This window comes from Geosporobacter ferrireducens (assembly GCF_001750685.1).
Taxonomy (GTDB): Bacteria; Bacillota; Clostridia; order Peptostreptococcales; family Thermotaleaceae; genus Geosporobacter; species Geosporobacter ferrireducens.
Genome location: NZ_CP017269.1, coordinates 1,385,586 through 1,410,304, shown reverse-complemented (window position 1 = coordinate 1,410,304; position 24,719 = coordinate 1,385,586). Strand labels below are relative to the sequence as shown.

Sequence of the window (24,719 nt, the reverse complement as noted above, 5' to 3'; positions counted from 1 at the left end):
TATGGATAAGAAAAGATTAATCGTTGTTGTCGGAGCAATCGCTTTAGGAATCATCCTTCAGTTACTCATCTGGAATGGCGTGCTGAATGCCTACTATGCACAGGTGTTGACGATGATGAGTATATTTATCATTATGGCTACCAGCCTTAACTTAATTAATGGAATTACAGGACAGTTTTCATTAGGTCATGCAGGTTTTGCGGCTGTAGGCGGTTACTTCTCTGCCATTATCACTACGCGATTGCAATTACCTTTACCTGCCCCCATTTTATTTACGGTGTCATTGTTGGTGGGAGGGTGTGTTGCAGCCCTTGCTGGGTTTTTGATCGGTTTACCGACCTTGCGGTTAAAGGGTGACTATCTTGCGATTGCTACCCTCGGTTTTGGGGAAATCATTCGTGTTCTATTTTTAAATTGGAAATATGTAGGTGCTGCGGCAGGTATGTGGGGAATCCCTGGGTATACGAATTTTCTATGGGCATATATGCTGGCGGTCTTAACCGTTGTATATATCGTACATTTCATGAATTCTTCCCATGGACGGGCGTGTATTTCAATACGAGAGGATGAGATTGCTGCAGAAACCATGGGGATCAATACAACGAAATATAAGGTAATGGCCTTTACTTTCGGTGCATTTTTCGCTGGTGTTGGCGGGGCGGTATTAGGGCACTTAATTCGTTTGTTGCATCCAGCTACTTTCAGCATGACTTTTTCTGTAGAGATCCTGCTGATGGTCGTATTGGGCGGTTTAGGCAGTATCACCGGTTCTATTTCTGCAGCCATATTGCTAACTTTCGTTTCAGAAGCACTTCGTCGTTTTAATGAGCTCAGAATGGTCATCTATGCATTGATGTTGATTGGAATTATGCTATTCAGACCGCAAGGCTTATTCGGAAGAAAAGAATTTTCACTGGATTTGCTTACGAATTCAAAATTAAACTTTAAATCATCAAAGAATAGAGGTGGAGAGCATGCCGATTCTTGAGACAAAGCAACTTATTAAAACCTTTGGTGGATTGACTGCTGTAAATGGATTTGAAATTTATTTGAACAAGGGTGAATTAATCGGATTGATCGGTCCCAATGGTGCAGGTAAAACGACAGCCTTTAATATGCTGACCGGTGTGTATCAGCCGACCTCAGGAGAAATCAATTTTTTAGATGCAAGTATTGTAGGGCAATATCCTTACGAGATTACTCAAAAAGGGATTGCAAGAACTTTTCAGAATATCCGACTGTTTAAAGATTTATCTGTAATTGATAATGTGAAAATTGCTTATCATCAAAATGTAAGCTACAGTGTATTGGATAGTATATTACAGACAAAAAAATATAGACAGGAAGAAAAAAAAATCACTGAAAAAGCATTGGAGTTTTTAAAAATATTTAAATTGGATCATAAAAGTCAGGAATATGCGAAAAATCTTCCCTATGGAGAACAACGAAGATTAGAAATTGCTCGTGCACTGGCAACAAAGCCAAAGCTTGTGTTGTTGGATGAGCCAGCAGCGGGAATGAATCCACAGGAGACCCAAGAATTGCTGGGATTAATCAAATGGATTCGAGAATATTTTGATTTGACAATTCTGCTGATCGAACATGATATGTCCTTGGTCATGAATGTTTGTGAACGCATCTATGTATTAGATTATGGAAAAATTATTGCCCATGGAACACCTCAGGAAATCAAATCGAATCCTAGGGTTATTGAAGCTTATCTAGGAGAGGAGGTTCCAGTATGCTAAAGGTAAATGACTTGAATGTATATTATGGAGGAATTCATGCGATTAAAGGGATCTCATTAGAGGTAGAGGAAGGGCAAATTGTTACTTTGATCGGCGCCAATGGAGCCGGAAAAACAACGATTTTAAGAACCATATCCGGTTTGAACAAAGCGAAGAGCGGAACAATTGCTTTTAAAAATACGGAAATCCAAAGCATGGCTGCGCAGAACATCATGGCCATGGGTATCTCACAGGTACCGGAGGGCCGAAGAATTTTTTCTGCCATGACCGTATTGGAAAATCTTCAACTGGGAGCCTATCTCAGAAAAGATAAGGCGGGTATAAAAAAAGACATGGAGCGTGTCTTTGACAAATTTCCTCGATTACTAGAAAGAATAAAGCAACAGGCAGGGACTTTAAGCGGTGGGGAGCAGCAGATGCTGGCTATGGGCCGAGCCTTAATGGCCAGGCCAAAACTGCTGCTGCTGGATGAACCTTCAATGGGGCTAGCACCCCTTCTGGTACAGGCAATATTTTCAACGATAAAAGAATTAAACCAAGAGGGAACCACTATTCTTTTGGTAGAGCAAAATGCTCATATGGCACTGTCTATTGCGCACCAGGCCTATGTACTGGAAACAGGACGAATTGTTCTTTCAGGAGATGCAAAGGAATTGGCTTGTAGTCCTGAAATTTCGGAGGCTTATCTGGGTGGTTCTGTAGGGCACTAGCAGATATAAGATAGATAACATCTTAAATATATACTTAAAATGGGTAGGGGCAGGCCTTGTGTCTGCCCTTATAATGTTGAATGTTAACCGTCTCAATATAAAATAGAGCGTTGTATTTCTAAACCGATACAGGGGACCTCAAACCTGTTAAAAGAATAACTTTGTTACTATGCCGGCAAATTCGGGTAAACATCATACAAATGATATATTGTGGGGGGACGAAGGATGTCAACTGAAAAACTTTCTTTTCGTGACGCTTTATATGAACCGGAGAAATTTGCTGTAGTTTGGGAGTTGGTTCCGGGGCGAGGGGCATGGGAACAGTCCCAGGATCAGGTACTGAAAATGGCTGAATTGGCAGCGAAGGATTCAAGAATTAACGGAATTACCATCACAGACAATCCAAGTGGGAAACCTGCTATACTGCCATATCCACTGGCAATGGAAGCAAAAAAGCTGGGTATTGAAACCTTAATTCATTTTACCTGTAAAGATAAAAATAGAAATGATATAGAAAGTGAGCTGCATGCACTGGCCCGATCTGAGCTTAAGAACCTGCTGGTGATGACGGGAGACTACACGACAGAAGGTTTTTCAGGCAGGCCCAAACCGGTATTTGATCTTGATGCAGTGCATACCCTTCGAATGATTGAAAAAATGAATCAGGGTTTGGAAATCCATGGACATAAAGGGAAGATAAAACTGCAGGCAACGGAGTTTTTTGGAGGAGCTGTGGTTTCACCTTTTAAGCTAAAAGAAGGGGAGGTAATGGCGCAGTACTATAAACTACACAAAAAAATTGCCAATGGGGCTAAATTTATTATAACGCAGCTAGGATATGATGCCAGAAAATTTGATGAGCTTCGTAAATATATGGACCTGAACAATTTTAATATTCCATTGCTTGGAAATATATTTGTGTTATCCTTACCGGTAGCAAAGCTCATGAACAAGAATAAGATTCCGGGCTGTGTGGTTACAGACGAAATGATGTTTCCTCTTCATAATGAAAAACAAAAATACGGCAATTCAAAAGAGCCCCAGCTGCTAAGGGCAGCAAAGCTTTATGCGCTTCTCAAGGGATTAAAGTATGATGGTGTAACCATTGCAGGACATGGCCTCGAATATTCGGATATACAATACATTTTAGATAAGGGTGAGGAGCTGGCACCGAATTGGATGGAACTCATTGCAGAATTTAATTATCCGCAGCGGGATGGTTTTTACTTCTTTGAAAAAGATGAGACGACTGAATTGAATACAAACAATCCAGTGGATAGAACAAAAACGGGGTCGGCTAAATCGTCTATTTTAGATGCTATGTTTCATATGGTTCATAAAGTGGGGTTTAATCAGAAATCATCACTATTCCCTGTAATTAGAACGACTGCTCGTGTTATAGATAAAACTTTCTTGAAAAAACCCTTTACTTATTTTGAATATATGACAAAAACCATTACCAATGAATGTTGTTTTTGTGGAGATTGTGCCATGCATGAGTTAGCCTTTCAATGTCCCATGTCGCAATGTGCCAAACAACAGAGAAATGGAGCCTGTGGAGGAAGCCGGGATGGATGGTGTGAGGTTTATCCGGAAAAACAAAAATGTATATATGTAACCATGTATGAAAAATTTAAAGCTGCCGGAAAGGAAGAAAGCATGAAGAAAGGCTATATACCACCTTGTAACTGGGATTTATACAGAACCTCTTCGTGGTTGAATTATTTTAATGACAGAGATTACAATAGTAAAACAAAAGAGAATGAATAGAGGATATACGCATTAAGTATTAAGAATATAATCTGTCTAAAAAAGATCGTAGTGACTGCTGGTGAAGCAGACACTACGATCTTTTTTAAAGTGTAGTGTGGGCTTTTTTAGTACTCTGACTAAAACAGTAGCAAATCTGTTCTGTGAGAATATATATGTATTGGGACAGGATTTAAGAAGTAAGGCGTGTGCTGTAGAATACTTTAGAATATTGTATTGGTCTTGAGACACTAGGAACAGAAGACAAAAAGAATGAGCAGGCTTGCAGGTTATAAAGGGAAAGAAATATTTGAATGGGAGGGATTATTTTGCCTATATTGTTCTTAACACCTACAGATGCAGCAGTAATATTGCAACTGCTGCCAAACCAAAACTTTGGACCTGCAGAAAATCTGCTGGTGGGACGAACTTTTGCACCCAATGATGTATTTAGAAGCCTTTTAAATTTCGACATAAGTGCAATTCCACCAACAGCCTTTATTACGAAAGCTACGTTAAGACTTTTATTTTTCCAAAAAATCGCACCGGGCATACAACCCTTGACAGCCAGAAGATTATTAAGTGGGTTTTCTCAAAATACAGTAACGTGGAATACACAGCCGAATACTGCAGGAGGGTATGCCTATGAGACCCTGTTGGCTGACGATCTCGTAGGTGATTATATTTACCTGGATTTAACAGGTCTGGTGCAAGACTGGTATAGTGGACAGTTCCCCAATAATGGATTGATGCTTACTACCATAGAGACAGAAACCAGTTTAATGGGATTTAGAGGCTATGAAGATGGCAATGTTCCAAACTGGCCGACCCTTATTATTGAGTTTGAATTTGCTTTAGGTCCGACAGGTCCGACGGGTCCAACGGGAGCGACAGGCCCGGCAGGCCCAACAGGAGCGACAGGTCCGGCAGGTCCAACAGGAGCGACAGGCCCGGCAGGTCCAACAGGAGCGACAGGCCCGGCAGGCCCAACAGGAGCAACTGGTCCGGCAGGTCCAACAGGAGCGACAGGCCCGGCAGGCCCAACAGGAGCAACTGGTCCGGCAGGAGCAACAGGAGCGACAGGCCCGGCAGGTCCGGCAGGTCCAACAGGCCCGACAGGTCCAACAGGAGCGACAGGCCCGGCAGGTCCAACAGGAGCGACAGGCCCGGCAGGTCCAACAGGAGCGACAGGCCCGGCAGGTCCAACAGGAGCGACAGGCCCGGCAGGAGCAACAGGAGCAACCGGCCCGGCAGGCCCAACCGGAGCAACTGGTCCGGCAGGAGCAACAGGAGAGACAGGTCCGGCAGGCCCAACAGGAGCGACGGGCAGCAGTGCAATCATTCCATTTGCGTCGGGAGGACCCGTCGCAATGACTACAACGGTAGGAGGACTCGTCGACACAGCCGGTCTTGTTGGATTTGGAAACTCCGCTAGCAACATTAGTGCTGCCGGAGGAATGATAGACCTTACTGGCGCGCCGCTATTCCCAGTCATAGATTTCGCATTTTCTGTCCCACGTGCCGGTACAATTACTTCTATTGCTGCATTCTTTAGCACAACGGTAGCATTAGCTCTTTTGACAGAGACTGTAACCGTAACAGCACAGCTATATATATCAGGTGCACCGGATAACACCTTTATTCCAATTCCAGGTGCAACTGTAACACTAACGCCAACTCTCAGCGGTATAGTTGGAGCAGGTACGGTTCTTACTGGATTTACTGATGGTCTGGTAATCCCTGTTGCCCCTGAAGATCGCCTATTAATGGCCTTTACAATAACAGGTACAGGTATAACGGTTCTTACTACTGTTACAGGTTATGCCAGCGCAGGGGTGTCGATTGTTTAATCGGATTTTCTAATAAAAATAAAGGCTCAGCGGTTGTTGAGCCTTTATTTTTTGCAAAAAGAAGCATAAAAGTAAGCGATATTATAAGTTTTTATGAGACTTTAAGATTGTTCATGAAAAGGTTAAGCTACAAAGTGTTTCAATCACATAATTATGAGTGCGAAAATACGATATATTGAGATGTTAAGATATTGTGAATGGTGAGGTGGTTGTATGCCAATGATCAGTTTATGCATGATCGTAAAAAATGAAGAAAAAGTCCTTGCGCGGTGCTTGGACTCCGTCCAGGGAATTGCAGATGAAATCATTATCGTGGATACGGGCTCTGAAGACAGCACAAAGAGTATTGCCCAAAATTATACGGATAAAATTTATAACTTCCAGTGGATTGATGATTTTGCTGCTGCCCGGAATTTTGCTTTTGAAAAAGCTACTATGGAATATATTTTGTGGCTGGATGCAGATGATATTTTCATGGAAGCAGATCAGAAAAAACTATTAGAGTTAAAAAAGACTCTAGATCCATCTGTAGATGCAGTAGCTATGCACTATCATTTAGCCTTTGATGCTAAAGGAAATGTAACCTCCAGTTTAAAAAGAAACCGCCTTGTAAAACGATCGAGAAATTTTCGCTGGGAAGGGGCTGTACATGAATGTTTAGTAGTAGGAGGGAATATTTTTAATAGCGATATCGCGGTTACACATAAAAAGGAACGTGCAGATACTGTGAATCGTAATATAGAAATATATGAGAGACGATTGGAAAAAGGTGAAGCTTTTTCCCCAAGAGATTTATATTATTATGCCAATGAACTTTTGGACCATCAACGACATCAGGAGGCTGCAGAATATTATATTAAGTTTTTAGATACAAAATTGGGCTGGTATGAAGATAATATTGCTGCATGCGGAAAGCTGTCAGATATTTATAGTCATCTGAAAGACTGGGACAATGCAATGAAGTTTAGTTTACAATCCTTCAACTATGATGTACCTAGAGCAGAAGCTTGCTGCCGGATAGGATTTTTATTTTTGAATAAGAACATGGTTAAGCAGGCAGCTGCCTGGTATCAAATCGCAACACAATTGGAAAGGCCTACAGACAGCCTGGGATTTACAAGTTATGCATGTTGGACCTGGCTGCCGCATATCCAGCTGAGTGTTTGCTATGATCGAATGGGATTGCATCAATTGGCCTATGAGCATAATGAAAAGGCTAGGGCCTATATACCCAATGATGAAAGAGTTTTATATAATAAAAGATATTTTGAAGACATCCTGAAGATCCATGATATTGCTAAATCGTAAATATAGAGCAATAGAACAGCCCATTCTCAATCGAAACCAAGGCAGATAGCGGGCTGTTTTTTTCTTTATAGAAAGAGCATGGAGAATATTCACACATTATGGCTGTCCACATAGTATGAAGTGGAAAGGAGGGAGTGATATGCCCATATTGTTTTTAACGCCAACAGATGCAACCATTGTATCGCAGTTTCAGCCAAACACCAGCTTTGGCCCGCAAGAGAACCTTTTTGTTGGACGAACTGCAGTGCCGGGAGATGTATTTAGAACCTTATTAAGATTTGATATAAGTGCAATACCACCGGCATCGGTTATTACAAATGCCACATTAAGGCTCTTCTTTTTTCAAAAAATAGTACCTGGTGTACAGCCACTAACGGCACGACGATTATTAAACGGATTCTCAGAAAATACAGTGACCTGGAATACCCAGCCGACGGTTGCAGGAGAACCTGCATTTGAGGCAGCCCTGTCTGAAGACCTTGTAGGAAACTATATTTTTTTGACTCTAACTCCGATCGTACGAGGCTGGCATGAAGACCTATTTCCCAATAACGGAATACTGCTTACCACATTTGAGGACCAAACGAGTTTAATGGGATTCAGAGGATATGAGGATGGAATGGTTGAAAATTGGCCTACGCTTATTATTGAGTTCGAGTCAATAGTGGGCCCGGCAGGAGCCACAGGCCCAGCAGGCCCGACGGGAGCCACAGGCCCAGCAGGCCCGACAGGAGCAACAGGCCCAACCGGTCCGACGGGAGCAACAGGCCCAGCAGGCCCCACAGGAGCAACAGGTCCAGCGGGTCCAACGGGAGCAACGGGTCCAGCAGGCCCGACAGGAGCAACAGGCCCAACCGGTCCGACGGGAGCAACAGGCCCAGCAGGCCCCACAGGAGCAACAGGTCCAGCAGGTCCAACGGGAGCAACGGGTCCAGCAGGTTCGACGGGAGCAACGGGTCCAGCAGGTCCAACAGGAGCAACAGGACCAGGTGAATTTGAATGGGGAGAAGAGTGTATCGTTTGGGCTGATTCCAGTGCTGTAGGGCCAGGTAATGGAACACCGTCTGAACCTTTTAATTCCTTGCAGGATGCGATTGATTCAGCTACAAATAGTCCAATTGCAGTTACGTTAGGTATGAGGGCCCGTTGCATCGTCTTAATTGCAGCGAATTCATCTTTTGACGAAGATATTCTGATACCCCCTGCAAGACATGTACAACTGCTTGGATTAGGACCATGGGTACTTGGAGATTCATCCTTAGCTAACTTTGCTTCATCTGTTCCAAGGAATGTTACCATTCAAACCAGTCAGGCTGCGGAAAATGTATATCTTATGCAGGGTCCTGCTTTTGTTGCGCGCCCCGTAACAGTTATTGGTACTTTTGATAATGGGACATCTGTGAGTACACATACTAATTATACAGATGGCGCCATTATTAGCGGGAATGTTATCTTTCAAAACGTAGATATGGTAGACCCCTTTACAACAATTGAATTTCAACTGCTGAACGCTAATGTTGTAGGAAGTATTGTGCAATCCGGGCATATGGGTATTCTTAATACGTATGTTTATAATAGCCGAATTAATAACATGGTGCACAATGGCTTGCGAATTCAGCGTATGGTTGATAGTCGAACGGATGGAACGGTAAATGTGGCCGGGTATTCACATATTACAAATAGTTTTATTAACGGAAGTATGACTGTCAGTGCAGCACTTACCGATGTGCCACCAACAGGAATTTTTAGTAGTCAGTTTAGTACCATAACCTGGACTGGACCGCTTGTTTTGGATACTGCATCAAATTTCTATTTTGTCAACAGTGGATCGACTTTGGTTGGAGCTAAAACGATACTCTTTAGTCTTGCATGATTATATAATTACCCTAATTTGGAAATTTCAATTATGATTTATCCGGATCAAAAGCTTGTTTTTAATGGGATTGCATCGATTGGCCTATGAGCATAATGAAAAGGCTAGGGTATATATACCTAATGATGAAAGAGTTTTATATAACAAAAGATACTTTGAAGACATCCTGAAGATCCATGATATTGCTAAATCGTAAATATAGAGCAATAGAACAGCCTATTCTCAATCGAAACCAAGGCAGATAGCGGGCTGTTATATTTTTATAGAAAGCTCCTGAAAAATATTCACACTTTATGGCTGTCCACATAGTATGAAGTGGAAAGGAGGGAGTGATATGCCCATATTGTTTTTAACGCCAACAGATGCAACCATTGTATCGCAGTTTCAGCCAAACACCAGCTTTGGCCCGCAAGAGAACCTTTTTGTTGGACGAACTGCAGTGCCGGGAGATGTATTTAGAACCTTATTAAGATTTGATATAAGTGCAATACCACCGGCGTCAGTTATTACAAACGCCACATTAAGGCTCTTCTTTTTTCAAAAGATAGTACCTGGTGTTCAACCGTTAACAGCACGGCGGTTAGTAAACGGATTTTCAGAAAACACCGTAACCTGGAATACCCAGCCGACTGTTTCAGGAGAACCAGTATTGGAGACAGTTTTGGCTGAAGATCTTGTAGGAAACTATATTTATTTGAGTCTAACCCCGCTGGTACAAGGCTGGTATGAAGACCTATTCCAAAATAACGGAATACTGCTTACCACATTTGAGGACCAAACGAGTCTAATGGGATTCAGAGGATATGAGGATGGAATGGTTGAAAATTGGCCTACGCTTATTATTGAGTTCGAGTCAGCCATAGGCCCAACCGGTCCAACCGGTCCAGAGGGTCCGACAGGTCCGACGGGAGCAACAGGAGCCACAGGAGCCACGGGGGCAACAGGAGCAACAGGAGCCACGGGGGCAACAGGAGCAACAGGGGCAACAGGAGCAACAGGAGCTACAGGAGCCACGGGAGCCACAGGGGCCACAGGGGCCACAGGGGCCACGGGGGCAACAGGAGCAACAGGCCCAACAGGCCCAACCGGAGCCACCGGAGCCACGGGAGCAACAGGTCCAACCGGAGCCACGGGAGCCACCGGAGCCACGGGAGCCACGGGAGCAACAGGAGCCACGGGGGCAACAGGGGCCACGGGAGCAACAGGAGCCACGGGGGCCACAGGAGCAACAGGGGCAACAGGAGCAACAGGAGCCACAGGAGCAACCGGGTCTACAGGAGCCACGGGAGCCACAGGGGCCACGGGAGCAACAGGAGCCACCGGAGTCACCGGAGCCACGGGAGCCACGGGAGCAACAGGGGCAACAGGGGCAACAGGAGCCACAGGAGCCACCGGAGCCACAGGGGCCACCGGAGCCACAGGTCCAACAGGGACAACCGGGGCCACAGGAGCAACAGGAGCAACAGGAGCAACAGGAGCCACAGGGGCCACGGGAGCAACAGGAGCCACGGGAGCAACAGGAGCCACAGGGGCCACGGGAGCAACAGGGGCAACAGGAGCCACCGGAGCCACAGGAGCAACCGGGTCTACAGGAGCCACGGGAGCCACAGGGGCCACAGGGGCAACAGGAGCCACGGGAGCAACAGGAGCCACGGGGGCCACAGGAGCAACAGGGGCAACAGGAGCAACAGGAGCCACAGGAGCAACCGGGTCTACAGGAGCCACGGGAGCCACAGGGGCCACGGGAGCAACAGGAGCCACCGGAGTCACCGGAGCCACGGGAGCCACGGGAGCAACAGGGGCAACAGGGGCAACAGGAGCCACAGGAGCCACCGGAGCCACAGGTCCAACAGGGACAACCGGGGCCACAGGAGCAACAGGAGCAACAGGAGCAACAGGAGCCACAGGGGCCACGGGAGCAACAGGAGCCACGGGAGCAACAGGAGCCACAGGGGCCACGGGAGCAACAGGGGCCACGGGAGCAACAGGAGCCACGGGAGCAACAGGAGCAACAGGAGCCACCGGAGTCACCGGAGCCACCGGAGTCACCGGAGCCACCGGAGCCACAGGGGCCACAGGAGCAACAGGAGCAGGATTAGCTTCATTCGGCTACGTATTCCATCTTGCCACAGGTGCTAATGATACGGTCGCTGCCGACTCAGATGTGCTTTTCAGCAACAATGGTCCTCTGGTTGGCATAAGTCACATTACAGGTACTTCAGGAATAACTGTTACAAATACCGCTAATTATGAAATTCATTATAGTGTTAGTGTAACAGGAAGTACAGGTGCAGAAATATCCATTGCGGTAAACGGAACTGTCGATCCATCCACACGGATTGCTATTCTGGATGTACCGGATCAAATAAGCGGCGAGGCTATCTTAGGTCTCACAGGCGGAAGCGGAATTTCCTTGCGTAACAGCGGAACAGATTCATTCGTCATGGATCCGGCTCCGCAAGTAGGTGCACAATTGACTATTATTCAATTAGATTAATTCAACAACAAAGCCTTCCATTTAGTGGAAGGTTTTGTTGTTGGGTACAATGACTATGTCTCAATCACATAACACAAAACATGTCATACAATGTATTGAACTATGAAGATTGATGAGGTGATCCTATGGTAACGATTAGTTTATGTATGATTGTAAAAAATGAAGAGAAAGTTTTGGACAGATGTCTGGAATCGTTTAATGGAATTGCAGATGAAATCATTATTGCTGATACAGGTTCTGAAGACTGTACAAAGGAAATAGCCCAACGCTATACGGATAAAATCTATGATTTTCAGTGGATTGATGATTTTGCAGCGGCCCGCAATTTTTCTTTTAGTAAGGCTTCTATGGAATATATTCTTTGGACTGATGCTGATGATATGCTGTTGGAGGAAGATAGACAGAAGTTTTTGCAGCTCAAAGAAGTACTCAACCCAACGATAGACTGTGTGACGATGAATATCAATTTAGCTTTTGATCAATATGGAAAAGTCACACACACAATAAGAAGCAACCGTCTTGTAAAGAGAAGTTGCAGTTTTAGATGGGTTGGCCCGGTACATGAATATCTGGAAATGGGTGGAAATATTTTAAACAGCGATATTGGGGTAACACACAAGAGAGTCCATCATGATGTAGATAGAAATATAAAGATATATGAACAGAGGTTGAAAAACAATGAAGAGTTTGGTCCAAGGGACTTATATTATTATGCCAATGAACTTCTTGATCATCGACGGCATCAAGAGGCCGCAGAATACTATATCAAATTTTTAGATGCTGGTAAGGGGTGGTTTGAGGATAATGTTGCTGCTTGCTGGAAGCTTGCAGATATCCATATCATTCTTAATGACTGGGATAATGCTATGAAGTATAGCTTGCAATCTTTCAAATATGATACGCCTAGGGCAGAATCCTGCTGCCGCATGGGGTTCTTGTTTCTAAACATAAATATGTATAAGCAGGCTACTTTTTGGTATAAGCTCGCTACACTGCTGGAAAAGCCTAACGAAAATATGGGATTAACAAATTCTGCCTGTTGGACCTGGCTCCCCCACCTCCAGCTATGTGTCTGTTATGACAGGCTAGGACTTTACCAATTGGCTTATGATCATAATGAGCTAGCTAGATTGTATATACCTGATGATCAAAGAGTTCTATATAATAAGCAATATCTTGAGAATACGTTAAACATTAAGAATAATGGTGATCAGTAAATGAAGGGACTTTGGAATTGTATTATCTAACATATTCAATTTTTCGCAAGACAGAAGGGTTGACTTTGTTAGAGTAGGGTCTTTGCTATGATCAGCTAGGGCTATACGATTTATCCTATCATCACAACAAAATAGTGCTATCCTATGGACCTAACGACCAAGATGCTTTAAATAATCTCAGCCTTCTTAAAGAATTGTTGAAGCAGAAGCAGTCTCTTCAAATTTAGAGAAGCCAACCTGTAACCATACCTGCTTATCCATATAGTATGAATTGGAAAGGAGGGAGTGATGTGCCTATATTGTTTTTAACCCCGACAGATGCAGCAGTAATATTGCAACTGCTGCCAAACCAAAACTTTGGACCTGCAGAAAATCTGCTGGTGGGACGAACTTTTGCACCCAATGATGTATTTAGAACCTTATTAAGATTTGATATAAGTCCAATACCGCCGGCGTCAGTTATTACGAACGTCACATTAAGACTCTTCTTTTTTCAAAAGATAGTACCTGGTGTTCAACCGTTAACGGCACGGCGGTTAGTAAACGGATTTTCAGAAAATATCGTAACATGGAATACCCAGCCGACTGTTGCAGGAGAACCAGTATTGGAGACAGTATTGGATGAAGATCTTGTAGGAAATTACATTTATTTGAGTCTAACCCAGCTGGTACAAGGCTGGTATGAAGACCTATTCCAAAATAACGGAATACTGCTTACCACATTTGAGGACCAAACGAGTCTAATGGGATTCAGAGGATATGAGAATGGAATGGTTGAAAATTGGCCTACGCTTATTATTGAGTTCGAGTCAGCCATAGGCCCAACCGGTCCGACAGGAGCAACAGGCCCAGCAGGCTATACAGGTCTATTGTCTGTCAATCGAATCTATGTGGCCAATAGATTTTCTAACAATGTTTCTGTAATCGATGGAATGACAAGTTCAGTGATTGCAACCATTCCTGTAGGCAATAATCCTAGTTTTGCTGTAAAAGTCAATCCAATAACCAATAGAATTTATGTTTCAAATCTGTATTCACGCAATGTTTCTGTGATTGATGGTATTACCAATACGGTGATTGATACCATTCAAGTGGGGGAATGACCGTCAGCTATTGCTATTAATACAAGCAGCAATCGCATTTATGTAACTAATTATAACTCAAATAATGTTTCTGTAATTGATGGAAAAACGAACACGGTGATTGCAGCGATTCCTGTGGGAACAAATCCATGGGGGGCGGCAATCAATCCATCTACCAATAGCATTTATGTATCCAATAGATACTCTTACACTATCTCTGTAATTGATGGGATATCAAATGTAGTCATTGCAACCCTGGTAGGAAGTATAAGCGGAATGCGGCCAGCAGATTTGGGAATTAATCCAGTTACCAATCGGATTTACGGAACCAACTATGACAACAATAACAATGTGTCCGTGATTGATGGTTTAACCCATACAGTCATTGAAACCATTAGTGTGGGGACGAATCCCTATGGAGTAGCAGTCAATCCAAATACCAATCGCATTTATATCAGTAACTCTGGAGCCCACAATGTTTCTGTCATTGACGGGGTATCCAATGCCGTCATTGCTACCATTGCTGTGGGAACAAATCCCGGGGGAATAGGCGTGAATGTAAAGACCAATATGATTTATGTGTCTAATGAAAACGATGATACGGTTTATGTAATCCGAGGCCTGACCAATGAATTGCTTGGGTCGATTGCTGTGGGGGATGCTCCCTGGAAAATAGATATCAATCCTTAGATGATTAGATGAAAGATAACAGGCCTTAGAAGGCTCAACGCAGAAGAAAGTTGGGCCTTTTCATATCAAGGTTTGAATAGGGGAATGAAACCATGGCTTGCAAATAGCATAATATTTTTCATTATGCCCGTGAACGCCATCAAGAACAACAGTATGAAAGGGCTTTGATTTCTATTTGCAATTCTTAGCAGATGAAAGGAATACTGCCGAAAATAAAGTTTTGTGCGCAATAGTTATTATCATCTGGGCGATTATTCATGCAGCTAGGATGCTATGATTTGTCCTATCTGCATAATCAGCTTGCATTAGCTTATCGACCAGGGGATAAAGATACTTTGCACAATCTTGCTGTGCTTGAAGAACTGCTAAACATAAGGGCATCAACCGTTGATCCTTGAGGATTGAAAGACAGTATTTATTACATAATCAAAAAAAGGTACAGGAACCTCACCGATTCCAGTTCTATTCATATATATGGTATAGAAGCACAGATAAAAATTGATAGAACCATTTAGGAGAGAGAACTGTGAGATATAAAGACAAAAAGATATTAGTGATTGGCGGAACCGGTACCGTTGGAGGGAAAATTGTTGAGGAGCTGTTAAAACAGGAGCCAGCGGTTATCCGCATATTGAGTAGAGATGAATATAAACAGTTTTTGATTGGCAATACCTTGAGAAATCAGAAGAATATTCGCTTATTGATTGGGGATGTAAGGGATTATGACCGGGTGGAGCGTGCATGCAGGGATATCGACATTGTGTTTAACTTAGCTGCCATGAAGCATGTACCTGCCTGTGAATACAATCCAACGGAAGCGATGAAAACCAACATTATCGGGATGGATAATGTAATTAAGGCCGCTAGAAATCATAATGTTGAAAGGGTACTCTTTACCAGTTCAGACAAAGCCATTAACCCCACCAATGTTTATGGGGCAACAAAGCTTTTGGCAGAGAGAATTACCCAGGCGGCGAATTTCAGCAGAGGCAGTGCACAGACAAAGTTTGTTGTTGTACGGTTTGGAAATGTAATGGGTTCAAGGGGATCGATCATTCCTTTATTTGAAAAACAAATCTTAGAACAGCGAAAGATCACGGTTACAGATCTCAATATGAGTCGATTTATGATGACCCTTACTCAAGCTGCGGCGCTTACGATGCAGGCTGCTGAAAACTGCTTAGGGGGTGAGATTTTTATATTAAAGATGCCAGTGATCAGGCTGCGTGATTTAGCAGAAGTAGTGATTGAGGAAACCTGTAAAAAACATGGGATTGATCAGCAGGAGATAAAGATTGAAACCATTGGGATGAGACCGGGAGAAAAGTTATATGAAGAGCTTATGACAGAGGAAGAATCTAAATTTGCTTTTGATTTGGAGAAAATGTATGCGGTATGTCCTGTGACCTATGAGACAGAAAAGTTTAGAGATTTTTATAAAGGCTGTAGGGCTGCAGGGATCGGAAGCTATTGCTCCCATCATATGGAACCGATCACGAGAGAGGAGATCAGGGCATTGCTCCATGAAGAAGGAATATTGTAGGATAAAAAGCTATGGATTATCTAAGCTGAAAAATATAGATAGACGCTTCTAAAATGAAAGATAATTGTAAGCAACGGGGCCTCTGTGCTGTTCCGAAAAACGGGCAGACCTGCGTGTCTGTCCGCTGCATTTTCGGGAGGATACGCAGGTCCTCAACTACGTATATGCGCTTTAAAAGTGTAAATTTATATAGACCTGTGATTGGATATTGCATTTTATATGCGGCTCGACGAGGGCGTCGATCCCTACATTCCTGCTTAATGTTTACGTAGGGAACTGTGCCCTCACAGTTCCGTTGAATATTTAATTTCTCAATCCCAGATCTATCGGTTTTATAAATAGAATTTTATCAGACGAGGGGGCAAAAAAATGAAAGTATTGGTAACCGGTGGAGCAGGCTTTATCGGACGGTGGGTGGTAAAAAGACTGTTAGAAGAAGGACATCGGGTATGGGTTTTAGATAATTTGTCAAATGGGCGAAAAGAAAACCTCGAAGAATTTCTTCATAGGGAGAACTTAGAAAAATTTGTGATTGGAGATATAAAGGATCAAAAATTATTAGGTGAACTTTTCCAAAATAAATACGAAATATGCTATCATTTGGCAGCCAGTATCAATGTACAGGATAGTTTAGATGATCCTGAAACCACCTTTAACAATGATGTATTAGGTACCTTTAATGTCTTAGAGGAATGTAGAAAGCATAAAACCAAGATGGTATTTATGAGCACCTGTATGGTATATGACAGAGCCTATAGTGAAAGTGGAATCACAGAGCTTCATCCGGTGAAGCCAGCTTCACCCTATGCAGGAAGTAAAATTTCGGGAGAAAGCCTGGTTTTATCCTATTGGCATGGATACCGACTGCCTGTTGTTGTGATAAGACCTTTTAATACCTACGGACCTTTTCAAAAAACTGGTGGTGAAGGGGGCGTAGTAGCCATATTCATCAAGAGAAATCTAGAAGGAAAAACACTTGATATCTATGGGGATGGAAGGCAGACAAGAGATCTGTTGTATGTAGAAGATTGTGCCCGTTTTGTCGTGGAGGCAGGTTATCAGGATATCGTCAATGGAGAGGTGCTCAATGCAGGTACTGGAAGGGATCTATCAATCAATCAGCTTGCTGAACGGATCGCTGATACAGAAGAACAAATTACCCATATACCACATATCCATCCTCAAAGTGAGATTCAGAAGCTGTTGTGCGATTACTCAAAGACTAAAGCCTTAATGGGGTGGAAGCCAGAGATTCCTTTAGAAGAAGGAATTAAAAAGACAGAGGCATGGATAAAAAATCATCTAAAATTAGTTTAAGCGAGGTATGATCATGAAGGATATATTGGCGATTCACGGTGGAAAACCCGTAAGAGAAACTTATTTACCCTATGGCAGGCAGTGGATTGATGAGGAAGATATAAAAGCAGTTGTAGATATATTAAAGGGAGACTATTTAACAACAGGACCAACCATCAAAGCATTTGAAGAAAGAATAGCAGATTATGTTCATTCAAAATACGCAGTGGCAATTTCCAACGGCACTGCAGCCCTTCATGCAGCCTGTTTTGCTGCTGGAATCAAAGAAGGTGATGAAGTGATCACTACCCCTATGACATTTGCAGCATCAGCGAATTGTGTGCTATATCAAGGGGCAACGCCTATATTTGCAGACATAGACCCTAAAACCTATAACCTGAATGTAGAAGCTGTGGAGCGAAAAATTACAGAAAAGACAAAGGCAATTATTCCTGTAGACTTTACAGGGCAAGCTGTGGATTTAGATAAGATCCTAAAGCTGGCAGAGAAGTACGGCCTCATAGTTATTGAAGATGCTGCCCATGCATTAGGCACATCTTATAAAGGCAAAAAGGTAGGAAGTATCTCTGATATGACCACCTTCAGCCTTCATCCAGTGAAGCATATTACAACAGGAGAAGGGGGCGTAATCACGACCAATGATGAAACCTTTTATAATCAGTTACGAATGTTTCGCACCCATGGCATTACGAGAGATGCCCGTTTGCTTGAACTTAAAGGGCAAGGGGCATGGTACTATGAACAGCTGGCATTGGGATACAATTATCGGATTACAGACATCCAATGTGCATTGGGTATGAGTCAATTAGGCAAATTAGAATCTTTTATTCAAAAGCGCAGAGATTTAGTTAAACAGTATCATGGAAGCCTAGCCTCCATTGATGGGATCATATTACCCTATGAATCAGCCTTTTCGGATTCAAGCTGGCACCTCTATATTGTTCAATTAGCCCTTGAAAAGTTCACAGTAGGAAGAAAGGAAATCTTTGAAGCCCTACAGGCTGAGAATATCGGTGTAAATGTTCATTATATTCCAGTGTATTATCATCCTTATTATCAACAGCTTGGGTATAAAAAAGGTTTATGTCCAAATGCAGAAACCCTATACGAAAACAGCATAACCTTACCCCTCTTCCCGATGATGGAAGCCCAAGATGTAGAGGATGTAGTCACTGCAATAAAAAAAGTGCTGAATTACTATAGAAAAGCATAAAGAAAGAGATCGTTTTAGTATGGGGGGAGAATTGCATGGTATACAATATCATTGAAGTTGCCAATACCCATGGGGGCAATTTGGATTATCTGCGAGACCTCATAAAGGAGTTTGAGGTGTTCAAAAATGGTTTTGGTATAAAGTTTCAACCCTTCCGATATGATGAGATTGCCGCCTCTGATTATGCATGGTATGAAGTTTATCAAAGTCTTTATATCCAGGAGGAAGATTGGGCAGAGCTTATTCATTATGCCAGCTTGACGAAAGATGTCTGGATTGATGTATTTGATAGATATAGTATCTGCATTCTACGTCAACATATAGATCTCATAAAAGGGGTTAAGCTCCAAGCATCGGTTTTGATGAATCAGTCCTTATTAAAGGCATTATCGGATTTAGATATGTGTGGCAAAAAATTGATTATCAACGTTTCCGGATTTGAGATAACAGAAATTGGAGAAATGCTGTCCCATATGGATGCGGTAATTAATCCGCAAGAAATTCTGCTGGAAGTAGGTTTTCAAAGTTATCCTACGGAGCTTATGGATGCTGGAATATCAAAAATAAAAGAAATTAAATCCCATTTTTTGAATCGAATTGTATTTGCAGATCATGTAGACGGCAGTAGTGAAGATGCGCTGTGGCTGCCTGTGATGGCCGCCATGATGGGAGCAGATGTGATCGAAAAGCATGTGATGCACAGTCAGTTGGAGACAAAATACGATGGGTTTTCCAGTGTAAAAATAGAAGGTTATAAAAGGTATATCGCTCAGCTCAATCAATATATTGCCTTATCTGCTCAGCCCTTTATCAATGACAGGGAAAGGGAATATTTGCAGAATTCTATTCAACTGCCGATACTTACAGGCAGTAAAGAAAAAGGTACGCTCATAGCATCAGAGGATATTTCCTATAAACGTACGGGTCAAAGGGGACTGAATACCAAAGAATTAAAAGCTTTGATTTCAAGCTTTCATATCCTTGCAGTCGATAAAAAATCAGGAAATACATTGCAACCACAGGATTTCAAAAAGGCAACCATCGCAACCATCATTGCGTGTAGATTAAAATCAACAAGGCTGCCTAAAAAGGCATTGCTGCCTATTGGAAAGCAGTCTTCGATTGAATTATGTCTTAAAAATGCCTTAAGGTTTCAAAATGTAAATCATACGATTCTGGCCACCTCAGATTTAGAAGAAGATGCAGCCCTCGAAGGATTTACCTATCGTGAGGATGTCATTTTTCATAGGGGAGACCCGGAAGATGTGATTCAGAGGTATTTAGATATCGCGAGAAAGCTGAAGATTGATGTCATTATACGTGTTACAGGGGATTGTCCTTATTTATCCAATGAAATATGTCAGTTTCTGCTAAAGTCTCATTTTGAAAGGGGTGCAGATTATACCTGTGGTATCGGGGCGGCTGTAGGAACAAGCCTTGAAATTATAAATACAGCGGCTTTGGAAAAGGTAAAAGCCTATTTTCCTAGAGCCGATTATTCAGAATATATGACTTGGTATTTTCAAAACAATCCGGAGTATTTTAGCATCAACAAAGTAAATCTTCCAGAAAAATGGTGCAGAGATTATCGGCTGACTTTAGATTATCCAGAAGATCTGGAGGTGTTTAATGCTATTGAGAACTATTTTTCAGAAAAGAATATGGAATATACCTTAGAAGCCCTATTTGATTTCTTAGATCAAAATCCCGAGGTGCCAAAGATGAACGGGCATTTAACGCTCAAATACAGATCCGATGCAGCACTCATTGCCTTATTGGATGAAATGACTAAAATTAAGGGGTGAAATGAGGGAGTAGTATGTGTATTCAATTTATTTTGGCACAGCAAAAGGACTGTGACTTGTTATTTCAATGGACAAATGATATAGACGTAAGAAATAATTCCTTTTGTTCAGAACCTATCGCTTATGAATCCCATGTAGAATGGTTTCACAGTAAAACCTGCTCCGATCAATGTCTGCTATATGTTTGTTACCATGGGGAAGAACCCATTGGACAAATCAGAATAGACATCCTTGATGGCATCGGGTTCATTAATTATAGTGTTGCCAAAGCATATAGAGGAAAAGGTTACGGAACGATGATGCTTAAAGGGATATTTGATGTGATACAGCAAAACAAAACGAGTATGCGTAAGCTTTTAGGAAGGGTTAAACATGAAAATATTCCTTCACAAAGGGCATTTGAAAAGGCGGCCTATGCTTTTAGAAAGGAAGAGGGCTATATAGAGTACTACAAAGAATTATAAATGGAGATGCTTATAGAGGTGTGATTGAGAAATTTAATCTATCCATTCAAGATCGTAGGGGCAGACCTGCGTGTCTGCCAGCTACATTTTCGGGAGGACACACAGGTCCTCCCCTACCAAAATCTAGGTAAAAAATGGGATTGAATATTATATAAAAAGGTAGGGATTGACGCCCTCGTCGATCCGCATATAAATTAGGATTCTACATCACACAGCTATATAGATAAGTTTTCTTCAATACAAAAGCAAAAAATATATATTAAAGGCGTGATGGGGGTAATCCTATGAATCATGAAATCAAAATAAAAGATAGAATTATTATTGGAGAAGAGACACCCTGCTATGTGATTGCGGAAATGTCGGCAAATCATGCAGGGGATATGCATAGAGCATTTGAGATCATACATGCAGCAAAGGCATCCGGCGCTGACTGTATAAAGGTTCAAACCTATACACCCGATACCATGACCATTGATTGTGATAATGAGTATTTTCAGATCAAGACGGGGACCTGGCAGGGAGAAAATCTATATCGTTTATATGAGAAGGCTTATACCCCATGGGAATGGCAGTATCGGTTAAAAGAAGAAGCAGAGAAAGTAGGATTGGACTTCTTATCCACAGCCTTTGATCCGACCTCTGTAGACTTCTTAGAAAGCTTAGGTGTTGATTTTTATAAAATTGCTTCCTTCGAAGCCAATGACCTGCCATTGATTCGTTATGTGGCATCGAAAGGAAAGCCAATCATTTTATCTACAGGGATGGCAACCTGGGATGAAATCACTGAGGCAGTAGCTGCCATAAAAGATCAAGGAAATCATAAACTATGCCTATTGAGATGTTCTAGTGCATATCCAGCCATACCCCAAGATATGAATCTGAAAGCTATGATGCATCTAAGGGACACTTTAGGTGTTTATGTAGGTTTATCCGACCATTCTTTGGGTGCAGTAGCTGCAATAACAGCGGTTGCATTAGGTGCTAAGGTAATTGAAAAGCATTTCTGCATCAGCCGAGAGATTGAAAACCCCGATGCCAGTTTTTCCATGGAACCTCATGAATTTAAAAAAATGGTAGCAGATATACGAGCGGCAGAAACGGCTATCGGGGAGATCAATTTTGAAGTATCTGATAGAGAAAATACCAATAGAATATTCAGAAGATCGATCTTTGTCGTTGAAGATATGAAAGCAGGAGAGTTATTTACCAGTCAGAATACAAGGATTATTCGACCTGCTGCGGGATTAGCGCCAAAGTATATAGAACAGATATTAGGCAAAACAGCCACAAAGGATATTCCCCGAGGGACACCCTTGGAGTGGAGTATGGTGAGATCCACAAATGAATAATAGAGAATATGTTGTGGGGATTCGTGCCGATGGCGGGCAAGGCATTGGCATGGGGCATATCATGAGGTGTCTCGCCTTAGCGCGAGAATTTAGGAGAAAGGGAAACACGGTATATTTCATATGCAAGGCAGCAGAAGGAGCGAAGAAAATTATAGAAGAAGGATTTGAAGTCCTTTTATTGGATAGCGGAGAAGCTACAGAAAGAGATGTAGACTTTAATTTGGGGTCTAATCTGTTAAAAGAGGCCTATGAAATGGTTCCGCTGATAGATCAAAAAAAGATAGCGGTATTGATTATTGACACCTACGATGTTTCAATAGAATACTTTTCAGCCCTTAAGACCCAAGTGAAAAAGTTAGTCTATATTGATGATTTAAAGAAAGCGGTATATCCAGTAGATATGATTATCAATGGGAATCTTACCAGTGAATATATGAACTATCAAAAGGATTATGGGGACCAGCTGTTACTGCTGGGACCGACTTATAATATGATTCGAGAAGAATTCATAAATCAGAAGCATAGAAAGATCCACAAACAGGTGCGTCATATTATGATCACTACTGGAGGGACAGATCCGCACCATATGACTTCAAGACTTTTAGATATGATTTTGTCAGACAATAAGGATCTGAACTTAACCATCCACCTTATCATTGGAAGCCTATTTAGAGACATCACAGACTTGAAAAAAATAGAAGAACAGGATCATCGCGTAATATTACATGAAAATACAGCCCGTATCTCAGACATCATGAGATTAGCAGATATAGGGATTTCAGCCGGAGGCACGACCCTTTATGAACTTGCTGCCTGCGGGACCCCCACATTGGCTTTTATTTTGGCAGAGAATCAGGAATTTCTAGTAGGAAAAATGGATGAAGCGGGTTATGTCATTAGCTTGGGATGGTTTCATCAGATAGAAGCCTCCGGATTCTTAAAACAATTAAAAGCCTTGATAAATAATTATACACAGAGAGTACAAATGAGCAGACGGGCCCAGAAATTAGTAGATGGCAGAGGTATAGAACGTATTGTAATCGCTATCGATAAAATGATGAAGGGGAGCAATGAATCAAGCTCACTCTTGCTATAGCGGGAGTGAGCTTGATTTTCTATTGTGAAGAAGTTTCTCAAGATCGACGAGGTTTTCTATCTCAGAATAATACTGACCATAAAATGCTTTAAAGCGTTGAAAATATTTTTCTAGCAATGTGTTGATCTCGGGAGCAGCTGCGAAGCTGCTTAATAGTTTGTTCAGGGATATAAAGAGATTTGCAGGGTGAAGATCTTTAAAGAGGATACGGGTATTTAAGAGGGCTGAAGAATTATAGGTTATATAAATCTTATCCTTTAAAATAGAATTGTTTTCAATATACTCATTTAGATAAATGATTTCCCAGGGAATATTATCACAAGGTAGGATGTTCACATCCAGATCCCTATATTTTTCCATATGGTCTGTAGGATGCTTCTTTACAAGTACATTCGATGGGTGTACGGTTTTCATGATCGCTGACAATAGCTTTTTTTCTTCCTCTTGTGACGTAATATGGGCAAGGGCAAGCGGTTGGTCAAAGAATAAAATATCCCACTTTTGTTTTTGATGGGTATAATTAAATAAATGGTTTAATTCATTGCAAAATTCAAATTTTAAATCTGTATCAAGATACTCATGAAATCCAATGTTTTTTAAGGACTTTTCTAATTCGCTCACATAAAGGCGTGTATCAAACAGCCAAATTTCAGACACCTTACCAAAATCTATAGGATCATGATAGGGAGAATATTTACTTTTCCAATGCTCTACCGCTTCTTTGATATAGTAGGTTGCGATACCCTCTTCTGTAAGAATAAGCTGCGTAGCACTTTGCACAGCTTTCATCAATAGCAGTTGAAAAATGGAACCCCAGGAAAAATAATGGAGTATATCGAACTGATTCAGGTCAATTTGTTGGAGCTGTGCTTGGATAAAATCCTGTGATCGGTTTTTCTCTTCGACAAAGTGAACCTGATCCCATAGATTTAAAGCAATGGAACGTGGATAGATTTCTTGATGATAATGGTCAGAGAGGATCAATATTTTGTAGTCGTTTTTATATAGGGTTTTTGACAAAATATAGGAAACAAATACATGGTAGGGGGTTAAGCATGAAAAACAAACCTTTTTGTAATCGCTCAATGGAATTCACTCCTTCTAGTAGAATGGATTCTTTTTAGAATTGACTGGTTAGTACTTATAAACTGAATAACCGATTTCTGTCAATCAGTTATTTAATGAGGGGCAGGTTTCGTCCCTGCCCG

General features: G+C 42.0%; 19 protein-coding genes and 1 pseudogene. 19 read left to right on the top strand and 1 reads right to left on the bottom strand.

Going from position 1 to position 24,719, the window contains the following annotated elements; translation table 11 throughout:
- The first annotated feature begins 1 nt into the window (after nucleotide 1).
- The 19 genes and pseudogenes from Gferi_RS07025 to pseG all read left to right on the top strand — a co-directional run bounded on the left by Gferi_RS07025 (nucleotide 2) and on the right by pseG (nucleotide 23,511).
- Nucleotides 2–988, top strand: coding sequence for a branched-chain amino acid ABC transporter permease (locus Gferi_RS07025; RefSeq protein ID WP_069974918.1), 987 nt, complete (start codon nucleotides 2–4; stop codon nucleotides 986–988).
- The gene (locus tag Gferi_RS07020) at nucleotides 975–1,748 is read left to right on the top strand and encodes an ABC transporter ATP-binding protein (protein WP_069974916.1); all 774 of its coding nucleotides are present in this window, start codon (nucleotides 975–977) and stop codon (nucleotides 1,746–1,748) included. Before Gferi_RS07025 ends, Gferi_RS07020 begins: the two co-directional genes overlap by 14 nt.
- Nucleotides 1,742–2,458 (top strand): ABC transporter ATP-binding protein, encoded by a 717-nt coding sequence (locus tag Gferi_RS07015; protein WP_069974915.1) that lies wholly within the window; start codon nucleotides 1,742–1,744, stop codon nucleotides 2,456–2,458. Before Gferi_RS07020 ends, Gferi_RS07015 begins: the two co-directional genes overlap by 7 nt.
- Before the next feature lie 225 nt (nucleotides 2,459–2,683).
- Nucleotides 2,684–4,228 carry a methylenetetrahydrofolate reductase C-terminal domain-containing protein gene (locus Gferi_RS07010; RefSeq protein ID WP_069974914.1) on the top strand — a complete coding sequence of 515 codons (1,545 nt, stop codon included), beginning with the start codon at nucleotides 2,684–2,686 and terminating at the stop codon, nucleotides 4,226–4,228.
- Between the two features lie 308 nt (nucleotides 4,229–4,536).
- A complete protein-coding gene (locus Gferi_RS07005) occupies nucleotides 4,537–6,057 on the top strand; it encodes an exosporium glycoprotein BclB-related protein (protein ID WP_069974912.1) in 1,521 nt (506 codons plus the stop codon).
- Nucleotides 6,058–6,270: 213 nt separating this feature from the next.
- Nucleotides 6,271–7,365: a tetratricopeptide repeat-containing glycosyltransferase family 2 protein gene (locus tag Gferi_RS07000; RefSeq protein WP_069974910.1), complete on the top strand. Its 1,095-nt coding sequence runs from the start codon at nucleotides 6,271–6,273 to the stop codon at nucleotides 7,363–7,365.
- A 139-nt stretch (nucleotides 7,366–7,504) separates the two neighbouring features.
- Nucleotides 7,505–9,238 carry a DNRLRE domain-containing protein gene (locus tag Gferi_RS06995; RefSeq protein ID WP_069974908.1) on the top strand — a complete coding sequence of 578 codons (1,734 nt, stop codon included), beginning with the start codon at nucleotides 7,505–7,507 and terminating at the stop codon, nucleotides 9,236–9,238.
- 334 nt (nucleotides 9,239–9,572) lie between these two features.
- A complete protein-coding gene (locus Gferi_RS06990) occupies nucleotides 9,573–11,735 on the top strand; it encodes a DNRLRE domain-containing protein (RefSeq protein WP_069974906.1) in 2,163 nt (720 codons plus the stop codon).
- A gap of 125 nt (nucleotides 11,736–11,860) precedes the next feature.
- The gene (locus tag Gferi_RS06985; RefSeq protein WP_069974905.1) at nucleotides 11,861–12,952 is read left to right on the top strand and encodes a tetratricopeptide repeat-containing glycosyltransferase family 2 protein; all 1,092 of its coding nucleotides are present in this window, start codon (nucleotides 11,861–11,863) and stop codon (nucleotides 12,950–12,952) included.
- A 290-nt stretch (nucleotides 12,953–13,242) separates the two neighbouring features.
- Nucleotides 13,243–14,055, top strand: coding sequence for a DNRLRE domain-containing protein (locus Gferi_RS28780; RefSeq protein ID WP_069974904.1), 813 nt, complete (start codon nucleotides 13,243–13,245; stop codon nucleotides 14,053–14,055).
- 9 nt (nucleotides 14,056–14,064) lie between these two features.
- A pseudogene (locus tag Gferi_RS29435) lies at nucleotides 14,065–14,148 on the top strand (hypothetical protein); the annotation flags it as partial.
- 3 nt (nucleotides 14,149–14,151) lie between these two features.
- Nucleotides 14,152–14,724: a YncE family protein gene (locus Gferi_RS28005; protein ID WP_069974903.1), complete on the top strand. Its 573-nt coding sequence runs from the start codon at nucleotides 14,152–14,154 to the stop codon at nucleotides 14,722–14,724.
- A 526-nt stretch (nucleotides 14,725–15,250) separates the two neighbouring features.
- Nucleotides 15,251–16,267, top strand: a complete 1,017-nt coding sequence (locus Gferi_RS06970; protein WP_069974902.1) for an SDR family NAD(P)-dependent oxidoreductase — start codon at nucleotides 15,251–15,253, stop codon at nucleotides 16,265–16,267.
- A gap of 369 nt (nucleotides 16,268–16,636) precedes the next feature.
- Entirely contained in the window at nucleotides 16,637–17,584 is a 948-nt protein-coding gene (locus Gferi_RS06965; RefSeq protein ID WP_069974901.1) for a dTDP-glucose 4,6-dehydratase, read from the top strand.
- Nucleotides 17,585–17,597: 13 nt separating this feature from the next.
- Nucleotides 17,598–18,797: a UDP-4-amino-4,6-dideoxy-N-acetyl-beta-L-altrosamine transaminase gene (gene pseC, locus Gferi_RS06960; RefSeq protein WP_207645804.1), complete on the top strand. Its 1,200-nt coding sequence runs from the start codon at nucleotides 17,598–17,600 to the stop codon at nucleotides 18,795–18,797.
- Between the two features lie 35 nt (nucleotides 18,798–18,832).
- Entirely contained in the window at nucleotides 18,833–20,602 is a 1,770-nt protein-coding gene (locus Gferi_RS06955; RefSeq protein ID WP_069974899.1) for a cytidylyltransferase domain-containing protein, read from the top strand.
- Nucleotides 20,603–20,616: 14 nt separating this feature from the next.
- Entirely contained in the window at nucleotides 20,617–21,066 is a 450-nt protein-coding gene (locus Gferi_RS06950) for a GNAT family N-acetyltransferase (protein ID WP_069974898.1), read from the top strand.
- 284 nt (nucleotides 21,067–21,350) lie between these two features.
- Nucleotides 21,351–22,415, top strand: coding sequence for a pseudaminic acid synthase (pseI, locus tag Gferi_RS06945; protein WP_069974897.1), 1,065 nt, complete (start codon nucleotides 21,351–21,353; stop codon nucleotides 22,413–22,415).
- The gene (pseG, locus tag Gferi_RS06940) at nucleotides 22,408–23,511 is read left to right on the top strand and encodes a UDP-2,4-diacetamido-2,4,6-trideoxy-beta-L-altropyranose hydrolase (RefSeq protein ID WP_069974896.1); all 1,104 of its coding nucleotides are present in this window, start codon (nucleotides 22,408–22,410) and stop codon (nucleotides 23,509–23,511) included. The genes pseI and pseG overlap by 8 nt, the downstream gene beginning before the upstream one ends.
- Here pseG and Gferi_RS06935 read toward each other — a convergent pair.
- Entirely contained in the window at nucleotides 23,506–24,597 is a 1,092-nt protein-coding gene (locus Gferi_RS06935) for a polysialyltransferase family glycosyltransferase (RefSeq protein WP_069974895.1), read from the bottom strand. The genes pseG and Gferi_RS06935 overlap by 6 nt on opposite strands.
- Nucleotides 24,598–24,719 lie beyond the last annotated feature (122 nt).